The organism is Pseudomonas sp. JV241A (assembly GCF_900275665.1).
Classification (GTDB): domain Bacteria; phylum Pseudomonadota; class Gammaproteobacteria; order Pseudomonadales; family Pseudomonadaceae; genus Aquipseudomonas; species Aquipseudomonas wadenswilerensis.
Genome location: NZ_OPYO01000033.1, coordinates 257,398 through 270,109, shown reverse-complemented (window position 1 = coordinate 270,109; position 12,712 = coordinate 257,398). Strand labels below are relative to the sequence as shown.

Here is a 12,712-nt window from a genome sequence, read left to right as displayed (position 1 = left end):
AGACCCAACGGGGCTTCCCTTCCCACGTGGTTAATGTTTCCTTAATGGCTCCGCTTCATACTAAAGATCGTATTTCTCGATATTTCAAAGCGAAATTTTCCGCTTTAAATCGATAGATAACTCGTTAGTCTTGAGCACAGTTCTTACAGGGAAACACGGCAATGCAACTGCGCAATTCACCTTCTCGTTATGGCTTTGTCAGCATCGTCCTGCACTGGGGTGTTGCTCTGGCTGTATTCGGCCTGTTCGGCCTGGGCCTGTGGATGATGGGCCTGGACTACTACAGCCCATGGCGCAAAGACGCTCCCGACCTGCACAAAAGCATCGGTCTGGTACTGCTGGGTGTAATGCTGCTGCGTGTGCTCTGGCGCTTTATCAGCCCGCCGCCACCGGCACCGGTCAGCCACGGCTCGCTTACCCGCCTGGCCTCCAAGGCCGGCCACGGCCTACTGTACCTGGGGCTGTTCGCGGTGATGATTGCCGGCTACCTGATTTCTACCGCCGATGGCGTCGGCATCCCGGTGTTCGGTCTTTTCGAAGTGCCAGCGCTGGTCAGCAACCTGCCCGACCAGGCCGACGTCGCCGGCGAGATCCATTTCTACCTGGCCTGGGGGCTGGTGATCTTTGCCGGACTGCACGGCCTGGCAGCCCTGAAACACCACTTTATCGACCGTGACGCGACCCTGATCCGCATGCTGGGCCGCAAAGCTTGATGTTCAACCTCAACTCCAAAGGGATATAGACGCATGTTGAAAAAGACTTTTGCCGCTCTGGCGCTCGGTACCGCACTGCTCTCGGCCGGCCAAGCCATGGCAGCAGACTACAAGATCGACAAGGAAGGCCAGCACGCCTTCGTTGACTGGAAGATCAGCCACCTGGGTTACAGCTTCATCCACGGTACCTTCAAGGATTTCGATGGTTCCTTCAGCTGGGATGCCACCAAGCCTGAAGCCAGCAAGATCGCTGTCGACCTGAAAACCGCCAGCCTGTGGTCGAACCACGCCGAGCGTGACAAGCACATCGCCAGCAAAGACTTCCTCGATGTGAGCAAATTCCCAGAAGCCAAGTTCGTCTCCACCAGCGTCAAATCGACCGGCGAGAAAACCGCTGACGTGACCGGCGACCTGACCCTGCACGGCGTGACCAAGCCGGTGATCTTCAAGGCCACCTTCAACGGTGAAGGCAAGGATCCATGGGGCGGCGAGCGCGCTGGCTTCAACGCCACGACCAAGCTGAACCTGAACGATTTCGGCATCAAGGGCCCGGGTCCTTCTTCGCAGACCCTGGATCTGGACATCTCGATCGAAGGCATCAAGCAGAAGTAATTGCTGCGCAACAAACAAAAACGCCGCCCCTAGGGGCGGCGTTTTTGTTGGCGCGCTCGCTGAATCAGCGGTTACGCGTCAGCAGCGCAGGCTTCTCGCCACGCGGACGGCTTGGCAGCTGTTCGAGCTGTTCGGCAGTCGGGAAGCGGTCGATCTTCGACTCTTTGTGCACAATCTTTGGTTGCGGCTGGCCTTCACGCGGATTGCGTACGGCCGGCTCTTTGCTCGATTGTTCGTCCCGAGCCGGGCGGCGATTGCGACCGCCACCGTCACGGCTGCCACCACCATTACGGGCACCACCACCGCGCTTCTCGCCGTTGGCCGAAGCACCGCCGCCGCTGCGCGGGGCGTTGTTGCTGCGCGGCTGGCCGCCGCGTGGCTGGCCACCGGTACCGGCGCCCGCCTGGGCAGGTGCGCCCGGGCGACGGTTGCGGCCCTGGTTGCCCTTGTTCTGGTAAGGGCTGACGTAGTCGGCGCGGTTACCGAAGTTATCCACTTCGTCATCCAGAAACTCTTCCGGATCACGATTGGCTTGCACCGGCGCAGTGCCTGGCTGGGAGGACTGGGCCTGACGCGGCTTGTTGTCGCGAGGCTTGCGCTCCTGGCGGCCACCAGCGGATTTCTCCGCAGTTTTTTCCTTGTCCTTGTCGCGGCCTTTGTCTTTGCCCTGGTCCTTGCCCTTGTCCTTGCGACCGCCGCTGCCGGCATTGCTGCCATCGGCACGCTGGCCACGGCCACCGCGAGGATTGTTTTGCGGGCGTTCACGGGTTTCGGGTTTTTCTGCTTCGACTTTGGACGCGTCAAAACCCATCAGGTCGCCATCAGGGATCTTCTGGCGGGTGACGCGCTCGATGCTCTTGAGCAGCTTTTCTTCATCCGGGGCGACCAGCGAGATGGCCTCGCCCGAACGACCGGCACGGCCGGTACGGCCGATACGGTGGACGTAGTCTTCCTCGACGTTGGGCAGCTCGAAGTTGACCACGTGCGGCAGCTGGTCGATGTCCAGGCCTCGGGCGGCGATGTCGGTGGCGACCATGATGCGCACGGTGCCGGCCTTGAAGTCGGCCAGGGCCTTGGTGCGCGCGTTCTGGCTCTTGTTGCCGTGGATTGCGGCGGCGGTCAGGCCGTGCTTTTCCAGGTACTCGGCCAGGCGGTTGGCGCCATGCTTGGTACGGGTGAAGACCAGAACCTGTTCCCAGGCACCCGTGGTGATCAGGTGAGCCAGCAAGGCGCGCTTGTGGCTTGCCGGCAGGCGGTAGACGCGCTGCTCGATACGCTCGACGGTGGTATTGGGCGGCGTGACTTCGATGCGCTCGGGGTTGTGCAGCAGCTTGTCGGCAAGGTCCGTGATGTCCTTGGAGAAGGTTGCCGAGAACAGCAGGTTCTGGCGCTTGGCCGGCAGGCGGGCAAGGACCTTCTTCACGTCGTGGATGAAGCCCATGTCGAGCATGCGGTCGGCTTCGTCCAGCACCAGGGTTTCGACGTGGGACAGATCAACGCTGCCCTGACCGGCCAGGTCGAGCAGACGGCCCGGGCAGGCCACCAGCACGTCAACGCCCTTGGCCATGGCCTGAACCTGCGGGTTCATGCCGACACCACCGAAGATGCAGGCGCTGACGAATTTGAGGTCGCGGGCGTAGACTTTGAAGCTGTCGTGAACCTGGGCGGCCAGTTCGCGCGTCGGGGTCAGCACCAGGACCCGCGGCTGGCGTGGGCCATGACGCTGGGACTTGTCCGGGTGACCACCGGGGAACAGGCGCTCAAGGATCGGCAGGGCGAAGCCGCCGGTTTTACCAGTACCTGTCTGGGCGGCAACCATCAGGTCGCGGCCTTGCAACACGGCGGGAATGGCCCGCTGTTGCACCGGAGTGGGCTGGGTGTAGCCCGCTGCCTCGATAGCGCGGACTAGAGCCTCGGAGAGACCGAGGGAAGCAAAGGACATGAGTAATCCTGTTCTAATGGGGGCTGAGCCCGATGGGATAATCTTGCCTGGCGCGACGGGCATCAGGTGATGCTATCGCGTCCGGTCCAGCAGGGTCTTCAATGCGCATCCGGGGCGGCGGGCGGGCTCTTGGCCGCGCTGTCCTGCCGGTCGGGATGCCTTTTGCAAGGCCGAGCGTCCGGGCGTAAGCCTGGCGGGAAGGCCCGAGTATAACAGAGCATTCAGCGCGTGCTGCGTTCCTGCTGCTCAACGGCGGGTTGAAAGTTTTCCCCGGCACTGGCGTAGCGTGCGTGCAACTCGGCATAGGCAGGCTCGCGCTTGAAGCGCCGCAGTTCGGCGGCAAAGCGCTGGGCCAGCAGGTCCATGCCGACATTGCGGCGTACTGCCAGGTACTGGCTCTGGCGGCTGATCACCAGCGGCAGCTCACTGATCTGCTGCTCCAGGCCCAGGTTGCGCACCAGGTAGCGACCCACCCGGCGGTCGGTGATCAGCAGGTCGATGCGCCCACGCTGCAGCTTGCCGAAGTTGGCCTCGTGGGTGGGTGCGGGCTCGCGGGTGAACAGCGGCGAATCGATGAACGCCGCGCCGTAGCTGTAGCCGGGCGAGGTACCGACCGTCAGGCCGCGCAGGTCTTCCAGGCGCTTGACCTTGTGCGGGCGGTCGTTGGCGTAGAACAGGGTGAATTCGACGTCGGACAGCGGCTCGCTGGGGTAGAACAGCTGGCTGTCGCGCTGTTCGGTCTGGAAGATGTCCAGTACGCCATCGGCCAGGCCCTGCTCGATCATGGCCAGGCAGCGCTTCCAGGGCAGGAACTGCCATTCCACCTCGACCCCCAGGCGCTTGAACACCTCGGCGGTCACCTCGTAGTCGATGCCTTTGGCCTGACCGTCCTCAAGGTACACATAGGGCGCCCAGGGTTCGGTGACGATACGCAGCTTCTCGCCGTGGGCAAAGGCACTCAGGCAAGTGAGAAACAGGGCGGTCAACAGGCGGGTGAAATCGGGCATGGCTGGAGATTACGACGTGTGCACGGCTATGGCTAGTAGCCGTGCATGTCGATCCAGCCGGGTTGTCAGCGCTGTGATCGCTTTAACAGGGAGTCACGCACGGTGCCATGCTTGCGGCCCAGCGACAGGCGCATGCCTGGGTGCTCGAACCACTGGTGCAGGGTGTCGGGGCAAATCGGCCGTGGATGGCGGGCCTTGGCGTTGTCGAGGGCTTTGTCCCACCAGGCCGAAGCGCACGCGCGATCGAACTCGTTGGGGTAGTCGTAGCAGCCGTTGAGCAATTCGCGCATGAACTGGCGCTGTTCGGCCGGCAGAGTCAGGCTCAGTGCCTTGTAGCCCAGGCGTTGCAAGGTCGGCGGCTTGGGCAACTGAGCGTTGACCCGGGCGACATCGGCAAGTGCCTCGGCGCTCAACGGTGCTTGCTGGTGCTTGGCCAGCCAGGCCTGGACCTTGGCCCGGAACAGCTGCTTGCGGCTCCAATAGTGATGGATGAGGTCGGTGCACTGGTTGACCTGCATATGCCGGTAGGCCGCGACAGCCAGGCAGAACTCTTCCAGGGTGTAGGCACCCTTGGCATGGGGATAGTACTCGTCCATCAAGGCGATGGAGCGATCGAGCAGCGGCGCGTCTTCCTGCACCAGGCCGATGACTCCGGAGTTCAGCAGCGGCATGTGCTGGTCTGCCAGGTCGCGCTCCTTGAGCATGGATGCCAGGGTCTGGAACAGCGGGCAGTGCGGATCATCGCCGTAGGTGCCGCCGATGGCGTTGCACAGCAGGGTGCCTGGCTTGACCCGGCGAAACAGCTCGATGGGCGACTGATGGAAAAAGGTGTCGGTATCGATCAATACGGCCATGGGCGCGCTGGCCAGCACCTGGCGCAGCACCACGTGCTTGCTGCGAAAGTGATACCCATAGGGCTGGTTCCAGGCTTCACGGGTTGCCTGGTCCAGTAGATGAACGGTTACCGGCAGGTGCTGGTAAGGTTCGGGATTGTCGCTGTAGACCTGGATGTCGAGTGCTTCCCCCGGGGTCTTGCGCAGGTTGGCCAGGGCGCTGACGATGCTGAACTGGGCCTCCTGATGATAGGTAGGTGGCCCGAAGACCAGGTAAACGAGTTGCGGTCGAGCAGGGGTAAGTCCTTGGCGCATGTAGGCACGAAAATCCGTCAGGGGGTGAGAATGCAGAAAAGGCCCTTAGCGTAAGCGAAAGGCCTTTTCAGAATTCTGAAGCAATTGTTACCAGTGGTGTAGCGGGTCGATCAGCGGGGCAACTTGAGGTTGTTCCAGATCGCCAGGCTCGGATCGGCCTGGTTCAGGGTATAGAAGTGCAGCCCTGGTGCGCCGCCTTGCAGCAATTGCTCGCACATGCGGGTGATGATTTCTTCACCGTAGGCCTGAATGCTCTTCACATCATCGCCATAGGCTTCCAGCTGCTTGCGGATCCAGCGCGGGATCTCGGCGCCGCAGGCGTCGGAGAAGCGCGCCAGCTTGCTGTAGTTGGTGATCGGCATGATCCCCGGTACTACAGGAATATCCACACCCATCTGCTGCACGCGTTCGACGAAGTAGAAGTAGCTGTCGGCGTTGAAGAAGTACTGGGTGATGGCGCTGTTGGCACCGGCGTTGGCCTTGCGCACGAAGTTCTTCAGGTCATCTTCGAAGTTGCGCGCCTGAGGGTGCATCTCCGGGTAGGCGGCGATTTCGATATGGAAGTGATCGCCGCTTTCCTGGCGGATGAACTCGACCAGTTCGTTGGCGTAGCGCAGTTCGCCGCTGGCCATGCCCATGCCTGACGGCAGGTCGCCGCGCAGGGCGACGATACGCTGGATGCCGGCTGCCTGGTACTGGGTCAGCAGCGAGCGCAGGTCGTCCTTGCTGTCACCGACGCACGACAGGTGCGGCGCCGCCGGGACTTTCACTTCGCTTTCCAGCTGCAGCACGGTGTTGAGTGTGCGGTCGCGGGTCGAGCCACCGGCACCGTAGGTGCAGGAGAAGAAATCCGGGTTGTAGCTGGCCAGCTGGCGGGCAGTGGCGAGCAGTTTTTCATGTCCAGCATCGGTCTTGGTCGGGAAGAACTCGAAGCTGTAACGACGTTCCTGAGACATAGAAGATTCTCTTCAGCGGCAAGCTACAAGCCGCAAGCGACAAGCAGAAGCGGCGCGAACCGCTTGCAGCTTGCCGCTTGCAGCTACCAACTATCAGTAACGGTAGGCGTGTGGCTTGAACGGCCCTTCAACAGTCACGCCGATGTACTCGGCCTGTTGCGGGGTCAGTTGGGTCACTACGCCACCGAAGCCGCGGACCATTTCCAGGGCCACTTCTTCGTCGAGTTTCTTCGGCAGGACTTCAACGGTCAGGCGCTCGGCTTTCTGAGCGGCTGGCAGGTCGGCATACTTCTGCTCGAACAGGAAGATCTGCGCCAGGACCTGGTTGGCGAACGAGCCGTCCATGATCCGGCTTGGATGGCCGGTAGCGTTGCCCAGGTTTACCAGGCGGCCTTCGGCCAGCAGGATCAGGTAGTCGTCGTTCTGTGGGTCGAAGTCGCCATGGCCGGTACGGTGAATCTTGTGTACCTGTGGTTTGACTTCTTCCCAGGCCCAGTTCTTGCGCATGAAAGCGGTGTCGATTTCATTGTCGAAGTGGCCGATGTTGCAGACCACGGCGCGCTTCTTCAGGGCCTTGAGCATATTGGCGTCGCAGACGTTGACGTTACCGGTGGTGGTCACGATCAGGTCGATCTTGCCCAGCAGGGCCTTGTCGATGCTCGCTTCGGTACCGTTGTTGATACCGTCGATGAACGGCGAGACCAGCTCGAAGCCGTCCATGCAGGCTTGCATGGCGCAGATCGGGTCGACTTCCGAAACCTTGACGATCATGCCTTCCTGACGCAGCGACTGGGCCGAGCCCTTGCCCACGTCACCGTAACCGATGACCAGCGCCTGCTTGCCCGACAGCAGGTGGTCGGTGCCGCGCTTGATGGCGTCGTTGAGGCTGTGACGGCAGCCGTATTTGTTGTCGTTCTTGCTCTTGGTGACCGAGTCGTTGACGTTGATCGCCGGGACTTTCAGCTCGCCCTTGGCCAGCATGTCGAGCAGGCGGTGCACGCCGGTGGTGGTCTCTTCGGTGACGCCATGGACGCGATCCAGAACAGCCGGGTACTTCTTGTGCAGCAGCTCGGTGAGGTCGCCGCCGTCGTCGAGGATCATGTTGGCGTCCCATGGCTGGCCATCCTTGAGGATGGTCTGCTCCAGGCACCACTCGTACTCTTCTTCGGTTTCGCCTTTCCAGGCGAAGACAGGGATGCCGGCAGCGGCGATGGAGGCAGCGGCCTGGTCTTGAGTCGAGAAGATGTTGCAGGACGACCAGCGCACTTCGGCACCCAGGGCAACCAGGGTTTCGATCAGCACGGCAGTCTGGATGGTCATGTGGATGCAGCCGAGAATTTTCGCACCCTTGAGCGGTTGCTCTTCCAGGTACTTGCGGCGCAGGCCCATCAGCGCAGGCATTTCCGATTCAGCAATGATGGTCTCGCGACGGCCCCAGGCGGCCAGGGAGATATCGGCGACTTTGTAATCGGTAAAACCAGCAGGCGTGTTTACAGCGCTCATTGAGAGCCTCCATTCGTAGTGTGCGAATGGGCGCCGTTGTGCGTTTAGTGTCCGCAGGCAGGCCTTGCGGACAACGCCCCATCCGAGCCTGACAGGTTTAACCTGCTGCAGCGCCCCTCGGACAGGTGGCGGGAACGGTGGCCAATGCGGCCACCGTCGAATAATGCCGGGCGATTATAGCCGGGCTTTTCGAGCTTCCCAAGCGATAAAGACAAATCAAAGACTCAGTCTGTCGGCTCCGTCACCACCAGGTCCAGGTGCAGGCTCAGGTGGGCCAGTGGCTCGCAGTCCTGGGCCAGTACCGCGACCTGCCAGGTGAGTTTGAATTCGCCAGGCTGGTCGCTGCGCAGTTGCCAGTGGTAATCGTCGACCTCGCGGCTCGACGGTTGCAGAGGGGCAGAGGCTTCGGGAAGTGCCAGGCGCAGGCTGCGCTGTTCGGTCAGCTCGATAGCCAGCGGCGGCACGCTGGCAGGGCTGTGGCTGAAGAGTATTTCCTCGCCGAGCAGCGCCACCGGGACCACGCGCAGCAGCAGCGTTTTCCCGGCCTCGACGGTCAGTCGCGGCGACTCGACAAGCAAGGGGGCATCCGTTTCCGGGCGGGAGTGCAGGATGCAGAGGTGGCGGGGATCGAGATCGGCGGGCGAGTCGGGGTCAGTGGGTAGCGGGTCGAGATCGGCAAGCAGGCCCTTGGCATCGACGATCAGCAAAACGTGTTCGGGTTTCTCCGTGGTCATGATGAGCTCCTTCCATGAGCACCAATTGGGGCGGACTTTGATGTGCGCCGCCGGCTGGCCGGCGGCGCTTGCCCTGGATCAGTTGGTGATGGTGATGAACGGATCCCATTCGAAGTAGCCACAGCACTTGCAATCACGATCGACGATCATGAACTTGAAGTGGTAAGTGACCTGGCCTTGCGCGAGCAGGTCGCCGCGCCAGTAGTAGTTGTCGTTGACCTGGCATGTCGGCACGGTCTTGTTGTTGGCGTTAGGCACGGCCGTTTGCACTTTGGCCTTCAGTGCGCGAGGGTCTTCCAGCAGTTGGTGATTCGGGTCGGTGGAAACGAACCCATAAAGGATCACCGACTGCTCGAAACCAAACGAAATGCTCGTTTCACGCCAGCGGATAACGTCACCCACACGGCCCTTAAGGTGCAACTCGCCGCCGGCCTGGCCGGCGATGACGTTGTCCTGGTAGGTAACCATGTAGATATGTTCCGGCGGGATGAACGTGGGCTTGTTCGGGTCCTTGCTCGGATTGGGGAATTTCTTGAGGATGGTTTCGGTGTCGAAATTGATGCTGACGTCGATGACTCTGGACATGAGTGGATTCCTTTTCACTGTTCGAGTAGGTCAATGGTGAGCCTCAGTTGCTCTCCACTGGCACTGCCCGGAGCTTCGCTGCCTGCGATGCTGGTTCTGCCGCGCCGTATGCCAAGTTCCGGTTGTCCGACTACCTGGAGTGATCTGCGGATCACATGCTCAGGCTAGACGCATCAAACGGGGTGTCAAAGGGCAACCAGTGGAATTTCCATGGCTACTGACCAATGGTCGTATTGGTCGATTCCACCCTAATGGGACTACCATGTAGAGCGAGGGCCGGAGGGCTGTGTTGCCCTTCGCTGCCCGACTTTCAGAGGCTATGCAGGTCAGGAGTACAGATGAATTTCCACACCCGCAAATGGGTCAAGCCCGAAGACCTCAACCCTAATGGCACCCTGTTCGGCGGCAGCCTGCTGCGCTGGATCGACGAAGAGGCGGCGATCTACGCGATCGTGCAGCTGGGCAACCAGCGCGTGGTGACCAAGTACATCTCCGAGATCAACTTCGTCAGCGCCTCGCGCCAGGGCGACATCATCGAGCTGGGCATCACCGCCACCGAGTTCGGCCGCACCTCGGTCACCCTCAAGTGCGAAGTGCGCAACAAGATCACCCGCAAGAGCATCCTCACGGTCGACCGCATGGTCTTCGTCAACCTGGGTGAAGACGGCTTGCCGGCGCCGCACGGGCGCACCGAGATCAAGTACATCAAGGATCAGTTCGATACCGCGGTAGAGTAACAACAGCATCGCGGGTCAAGTCGGGTCGCCGCACCGCCGCTCCCACAAGGGCCAGGATATGTGGGAGCTGGCTTGCCAGCGATAGCGGCCTCAAGGCTGCTCGGTAACCCCACGCACCACCCGCCCGATCGTCAGGCCCTGCAACAGGATCGACGACAGCACCACGATGTAGGTAATGCTCAGCAACAGGTCGCGCTCGGTACCGGTTGGCAGCGACAGGGCCAGGGCCACCGACACGCCACCGCGCAAGCCACCCCAGGTCAGGACCCGCACGGTGCCACGCGGCACCGGGCGCCAGCGGCGCAGCATGACGATGGCCGGGGCCACGGTCAGCAGGCGCGACAACAGGATCGCCACCGCCAGCACGCCGGCGGCCGCCAGGTGCATCCACGAGAACGGCAGCAGTAGCAGCTCCAGGCCGATCAGGGCGAACAGCAGGGCGTTGAGCATGTCGTCGATCAGTTCCCAGAAACCGTCCATGTAACGACGGGTCATGTCGTTCATTGCCAGGTTGCGGCCAAGGTTGCCGATGATCAGGCCGGCGACCACCATGGCGATCGGCGCCGAAACGTGCAGCTCGTAGGCCATGGCCGAACCGCCGATGACCAGTGCCAGGGTCAGCATGACCTCGACCTGGTACTGCTCGATGCTCTTGATCATGCGGTAGGTGATGTAGCCCACCAGGCCGCCGAACACGATGCCGCCAATGGCTTCGCGGGCGAACAGGATCGCGGTGTCAGCCACCGTTGGTGTTTCGCCGAGTTGGGCGATGCCCAGCAGCACGGTGAACACCACAACGGCGGTACCGTCGTTGAACAGCGACTCACCGACGATGGTGGTCTTCAGTGGCTTGGAAGCATTGGCAGTACGTAGCGCGCCGAGTACCGCAATCGGGTCGGTCGGCGAGATCAGGGCACCGAACAGCAGGCAGTAGAGCAGGCTCACGTGCCAGCCGAACAGGGCGAAAATCCAGTGGGCGAGAAAACCGATGACCACAGTGGCGATCAACACGCCGACGGTCGCCAGCAGGCCAATCGGCCAGCGATAGCTGCGCAGGTCGGCAAGGTTTACATGCAAGGCGCCAGCGAACAGCAGGAACGACAGCATCCAGTGCATCAGCAGATCGTTGAAATCGATCTGGTTCATCAGGCCCTGCACGCGTTCTTCCAGGCCGGGGTAACCGATCACGCTCAGGCCTTGCAGCAGCAGCGAGAACAGCAATGCGGTCACCATCACGCCGATGGTCGGGGGCAGGCCGATAAAGCGGTAATTTACATAGGTGAGGAGGGTGGTCAAACAGATAAACGCAGCAACGAGCTCAAGCATCCTAGGTCCTGTAGTGGCTTCCAAGTCGACACCCGATAACCTCGGGCATTTCTTTGATGACCTGCCGAGGGCTTCGGGACACACTTTTGACTGGATGCGTTGACCGCGTTCAGCCGATTTCGTTTCCAGCACCCGGCGCCGAAGTGGTTATATACCGGCTGGCCATTGATGACCTCTCCTGTCTTGCCAAGGACCTTTGCGTGCTCGCCACTTCACTGGTACTGGTCGCCGCGCTGCTGCACGCGACCTGGAACACCCTGATCAAATTCAGCGGCGAACGCCTGCTGGTGATTGCCAGCATGGACGTGGTGGCGCTGGTGTTTGCCGTTGCCATGGTGGCGTTCGTCCAGGTGCCGCCGGCTGAAGTCTGGCCGTGGGTGCTGGCGTCGGCGCTGTTTGAACTCTTCTATCGTTTTCTGCTGATTCAAGCCTATCGGGTCGGCGACCTGGGGCTGGTCTACCCGCTGATGCGCGGCTTGTCGCCGCTGGTGGTGCTGGCGCTGACCCTGACGTTTGCCGGCGAATCCCTGAGCAGCCAGCAGATTATCGGCATCCTGCTGATCCCCTGTGGCATGGTGTGTCTGCTCTGGCAGGGCGGCGGCGGTGACCGATTGCCCTGGTCGATGCTGCCGGTGGTGGCACTGATTGGCCTGTGCATCGGTTGCTACACCTGGCTCGACGGTCAGGCAATCCGCCTGTGGTCGCAGCCGCTGGACTATCTTGTATGGCTGACCCTGGTCAGTGCCTGGCCGTTTCCGCTGCTGGCAGGGGTGGCCCGACGCGCGCCGTTCATGCTGTTCTGGCGTCTGCAGTGGCGGTTGGGGCTGGCGGTGGGTTTTTGCGTGTTGTTCAGCTACGCCCTGGTGCTCTGGGCCATGCAGTTGGGCTCGGTGGCCGAGGCCGCGGCGCTGCGCGAGGTCAGCGTAATCCTGGTGGTGCTGTTCGGCATGCGCTACCTCAAAGAACCTTTTGGCGGGCCGAGGCTCTTAGCCTGTGCGCTGGTGCTGATCGGCATGCTGATCATGAAACTCTGATAATTCTACTGACAAGGACCTGGCCATGACCGTTGCCTTCTGGTGTGTACTGATTGCGTTGTTCCTGCCCATTGTGTGTACCAGCATCGCCAAGGTTGGCAGCGGGCGCTTCAACCTGCGCCAGAACCACGACCCGCGGGCTTTCCTCGACAAGCTCGAAGGCTTTCCGCGTCGGGCCCACGCGGCGCAATTGAACAGTTTCGAAGCTTTCCCGGCGTTCGCCGCAGCAGTGATCATCGCCGACATCGTCGGCAATGCCGAGCAGGTGACCCAGGACGTGCTGGCGGTGCTCTACATCACCAGCCGCCTGCTCTACATCATCTGCTACCTGGCCGACTGGGCCGCCCTGCGTTCGCTGGTGTGGTTCGTTGGCCTGGGCCTGATCGCGTCGTTCTTCTTCGTCTCGATCTGAACC

13 protein-coding genes and 1 riboswitch are annotated in these 12,712 nt (G+C 61.7%); of the genes, 5 read left to right on the top strand and 8 right to left on the bottom strand.

From position 1 onward, the window contains the following. The first annotated feature begins 161 nt into the window (after positions 1 to 161). The gene (locus tag JV241A_RS22895; protein WP_134064596.1) at positions 162 to 713 is read left to right on the top strand and encodes a cytochrome b; all 552 of its coding nucleotides are present in this window, start codon (positions 162 to 164) and stop codon (positions 711 to 713) included. Positions 714 to 746: 33 nt separating this feature from the next. Then, a complete protein-coding gene (locus JV241A_RS22890) occupies positions 747 to 1,325 on the top strand; it encodes a YceI family protein (protein WP_115089236.1) in 579 nt (192 codons plus the stop codon). Between the two features lie 64 nt (positions 1,326 to 1,389). Here JV241A_RS22890 and JV241A_RS22885 read toward each other — a convergent pair whose 3' ends face one another. The 7 genes from JV241A_RS22885 to JV241A_RS22855 all read right to left on the bottom strand — a co-directional run bounded on the left by JV241A_RS22885 (position 1,390) and on the right by JV241A_RS22855 (position 9,200). After that, positions 1,390 to 3,267 (bottom strand): DEAD/DEAH box helicase, encoded by a 1,878-nt coding sequence (locus tag JV241A_RS22885; protein ID WP_115089235.1) that lies wholly within the window; start codon positions 3,265 to 3,267, stop codon positions 1,390 to 1,392. A 221-nt stretch (positions 3,268 to 3,488) separates the two neighbouring features. Next, positions 3,489 to 4,274, bottom strand: a complete 786-nt coding sequence (locus tag JV241A_RS22880; protein ID WP_115089234.1) for a transporter substrate-binding domain-containing protein — start codon at positions 4,272 to 4,274, stop codon at positions 3,489 to 3,491. A 65-nt stretch (positions 4,275 to 4,339) separates the two neighbouring features. Continuing rightward, positions 4,340 to 5,422, bottom strand: a complete 1,083-nt coding sequence (locus JV241A_RS22875) for a hypothetical protein (RefSeq protein ID WP_134064594.1) — start codon at positions 5,420 to 5,422, stop codon at positions 4,340 to 4,342. A gap of 110 nt (positions 5,423 to 5,532) precedes the next feature. Then, complete coding sequence (gene metF / locus JV241A_RS22870) at positions 5,533 to 6,378, bottom strand: methylenetetrahydrofolate reductase [NAD(P)H] (protein WP_115089232.1); 846 nt, start codon at positions 6,376 to 6,378, stop codon at positions 5,533 to 5,535. Between the two features lie 93 nt (positions 6,379 to 6,471). Further along, positions 6,472 to 7,881 carry an adenosylhomocysteinase gene (gene ahcY / locus JV241A_RS22865; protein WP_115089231.1) on the bottom strand — a complete coding sequence of 470 codons (1,410 nt, stop codon included), beginning with the start codon at positions 7,879 to 7,881 and terminating at the stop codon, positions 6,472 to 6,474. A 21-nt stretch (positions 7,882 to 7,902) separates the two neighbouring features. Beyond that, positions 7,903 to 8,006, bottom strand: a riboswitch (S-adenosyl-L-homocysteine riboswitch). A gap of 99 nt (positions 8,007 to 8,105) precedes the next feature. Further along, positions 8,106 to 8,615, bottom strand: a complete 510-nt coding sequence (locus tag JV241A_RS22860) for a hypothetical protein (RefSeq protein ID WP_115089230.1) — start codon at positions 8,613 to 8,615, stop codon at positions 8,106 to 8,108. Between the two features lie 78 nt (positions 8,616 to 8,693). Further along, complete coding sequence (locus JV241A_RS22855; RefSeq protein ID WP_115089229.1) at positions 8,694 to 9,200, bottom strand: inclusion body family protein; 507 nt, start codon at positions 9,198 to 9,200, stop codon at positions 8,694 to 8,696. A 338-nt stretch (positions 9,201 to 9,538) separates the two neighbouring features. Here JV241A_RS22855 and JV241A_RS22850 point away from each other — a divergent pair, with 338 nt between their 5' ends. Then, the gene (locus JV241A_RS22850; RefSeq protein WP_115089228.1) at positions 9,539 to 9,937 is read left to right on the top strand and encodes a hotdog domain-containing protein; all 399 of its coding nucleotides are present in this window, start codon (positions 9,539 to 9,541) and stop codon (positions 9,935 to 9,937) included. Positions 9,938 to 10,027: 90 nt separating this feature from the next. On the opposite strand, the gene JV241A_RS22845 is transcribed toward JV241A_RS22850, so the two are convergent. Further along, entirely contained in the window at positions 10,028 to 11,263 is a 1,236-nt protein-coding gene (locus JV241A_RS22845) for a sodium:proton antiporter (protein WP_115089227.1), read from the bottom strand. Between the two features lie 200 nt (positions 11,264 to 11,463). Here JV241A_RS22845 and JV241A_RS22840 point away from each other — a divergent pair, with 200 nt between their 5' ends. Both JV241A_RS22840 and JV241A_RS22835 read left to right on the top strand, forming a co-directional pair. Continuing rightward, positions 11,464 to 12,297 carry an EamA family transporter gene (locus JV241A_RS22840; RefSeq protein ID WP_134064592.1) on the top strand — a complete coding sequence of 278 codons (834 nt, stop codon included), beginning with the start codon at positions 11,464 to 11,466 and terminating at the stop codon, positions 12,295 to 12,297. Between the two features lie 25 nt (positions 12,298 to 12,322). Then, on the top strand, positions 12,323 to 12,709 hold the full coding sequence (locus tag JV241A_RS22835; protein WP_115089225.1) for an MAPEG family protein: 387 nt from the start codon (positions 12,323 to 12,325) through the stop codon (positions 12,707 to 12,709). The last annotated feature ends 3 nt before the right edge of the window (positions 12,710 to 12,712 follow it).

Excerpts from the sequence above, each read along its gene's own strand:
- JV241A_RS22895 (WP_134064596.1), top strand. The coding sequence starts at position 162 with ATGCAACTGCGCAATTCACCTTCTCGTTATGGCTTTGTCAGCATCGTC.
- JV241A_RS22890 (WP_115089236.1), top strand. The coding sequence starts at position 747 with ATGTTGAAAAAGACTTTTGCCGCTCTGGCGCTCGGTACCGCACTGCTC.
- JV241A_RS22885 (WP_115089235.1), bottom strand. The coding sequence starts at position 3,267 with ATGTCCTTTGCTTCCCTCGGTCTCTCCGAGGCTCTAGTCCGCGCTATC.
- JV241A_RS22880 (WP_115089234.1), bottom strand. The coding sequence starts at position 4,274 with ATGCCCGATTTCACCCGCCTGTTGACCGCCCTGTTTCTCACTTGCCTG.
- JV241A_RS22875 (WP_134064594.1), bottom strand. The coding sequence starts at position 5,422 with ATGCGCCAAGGACTTACCCCTGCTCGACCGCAACTCGTTTACCTGGTC.
- metF (WP_115089232.1), bottom strand. The coding sequence starts at position 6,378 with ATGTCTCAGGAACGTCGTTACAGCTTCGAGTTCTTCCCGACCAAGACC.
- ahcY (WP_115089231.1), bottom strand. The coding sequence starts at position 7,881 with ATGAGCGCTGTAAACACGCCTGCTGGTTTTACCGATTACAAAGTCGCC.
- JV241A_RS22860 (WP_115089230.1), bottom strand. The coding sequence starts at position 8,615 with ATGACCACGGAGAAACCCGAACACGTTTTGCTGATCGTCGATGCCAAG.
- JV241A_RS22855 (WP_115089229.1), bottom strand. The coding sequence starts at position 9,200 with ATGTCCAGAGTCATCGACGTCAGCATCAATTTCGACACCGAAACCATC.
- JV241A_RS22850 (WP_115089228.1), top strand. The coding sequence starts at position 9,539 with ATGAATTTCCACACCCGCAAATGGGTCAAGCCCGAAGACCTCAACCCT.
- JV241A_RS22845 (WP_115089227.1), bottom strand. The coding sequence starts at position 11,263 with ATGCTTGAGCTCGTTGCTGCGTTTATCTGTTTGACCACCCTCCTCACC.
- JV241A_RS22835 (WP_115089225.1), top strand. The coding sequence starts at position 12,323 with ATGACCGTTGCCTTCTGGTGTGTACTGATTGCGTTGTTCCTGCCCATT.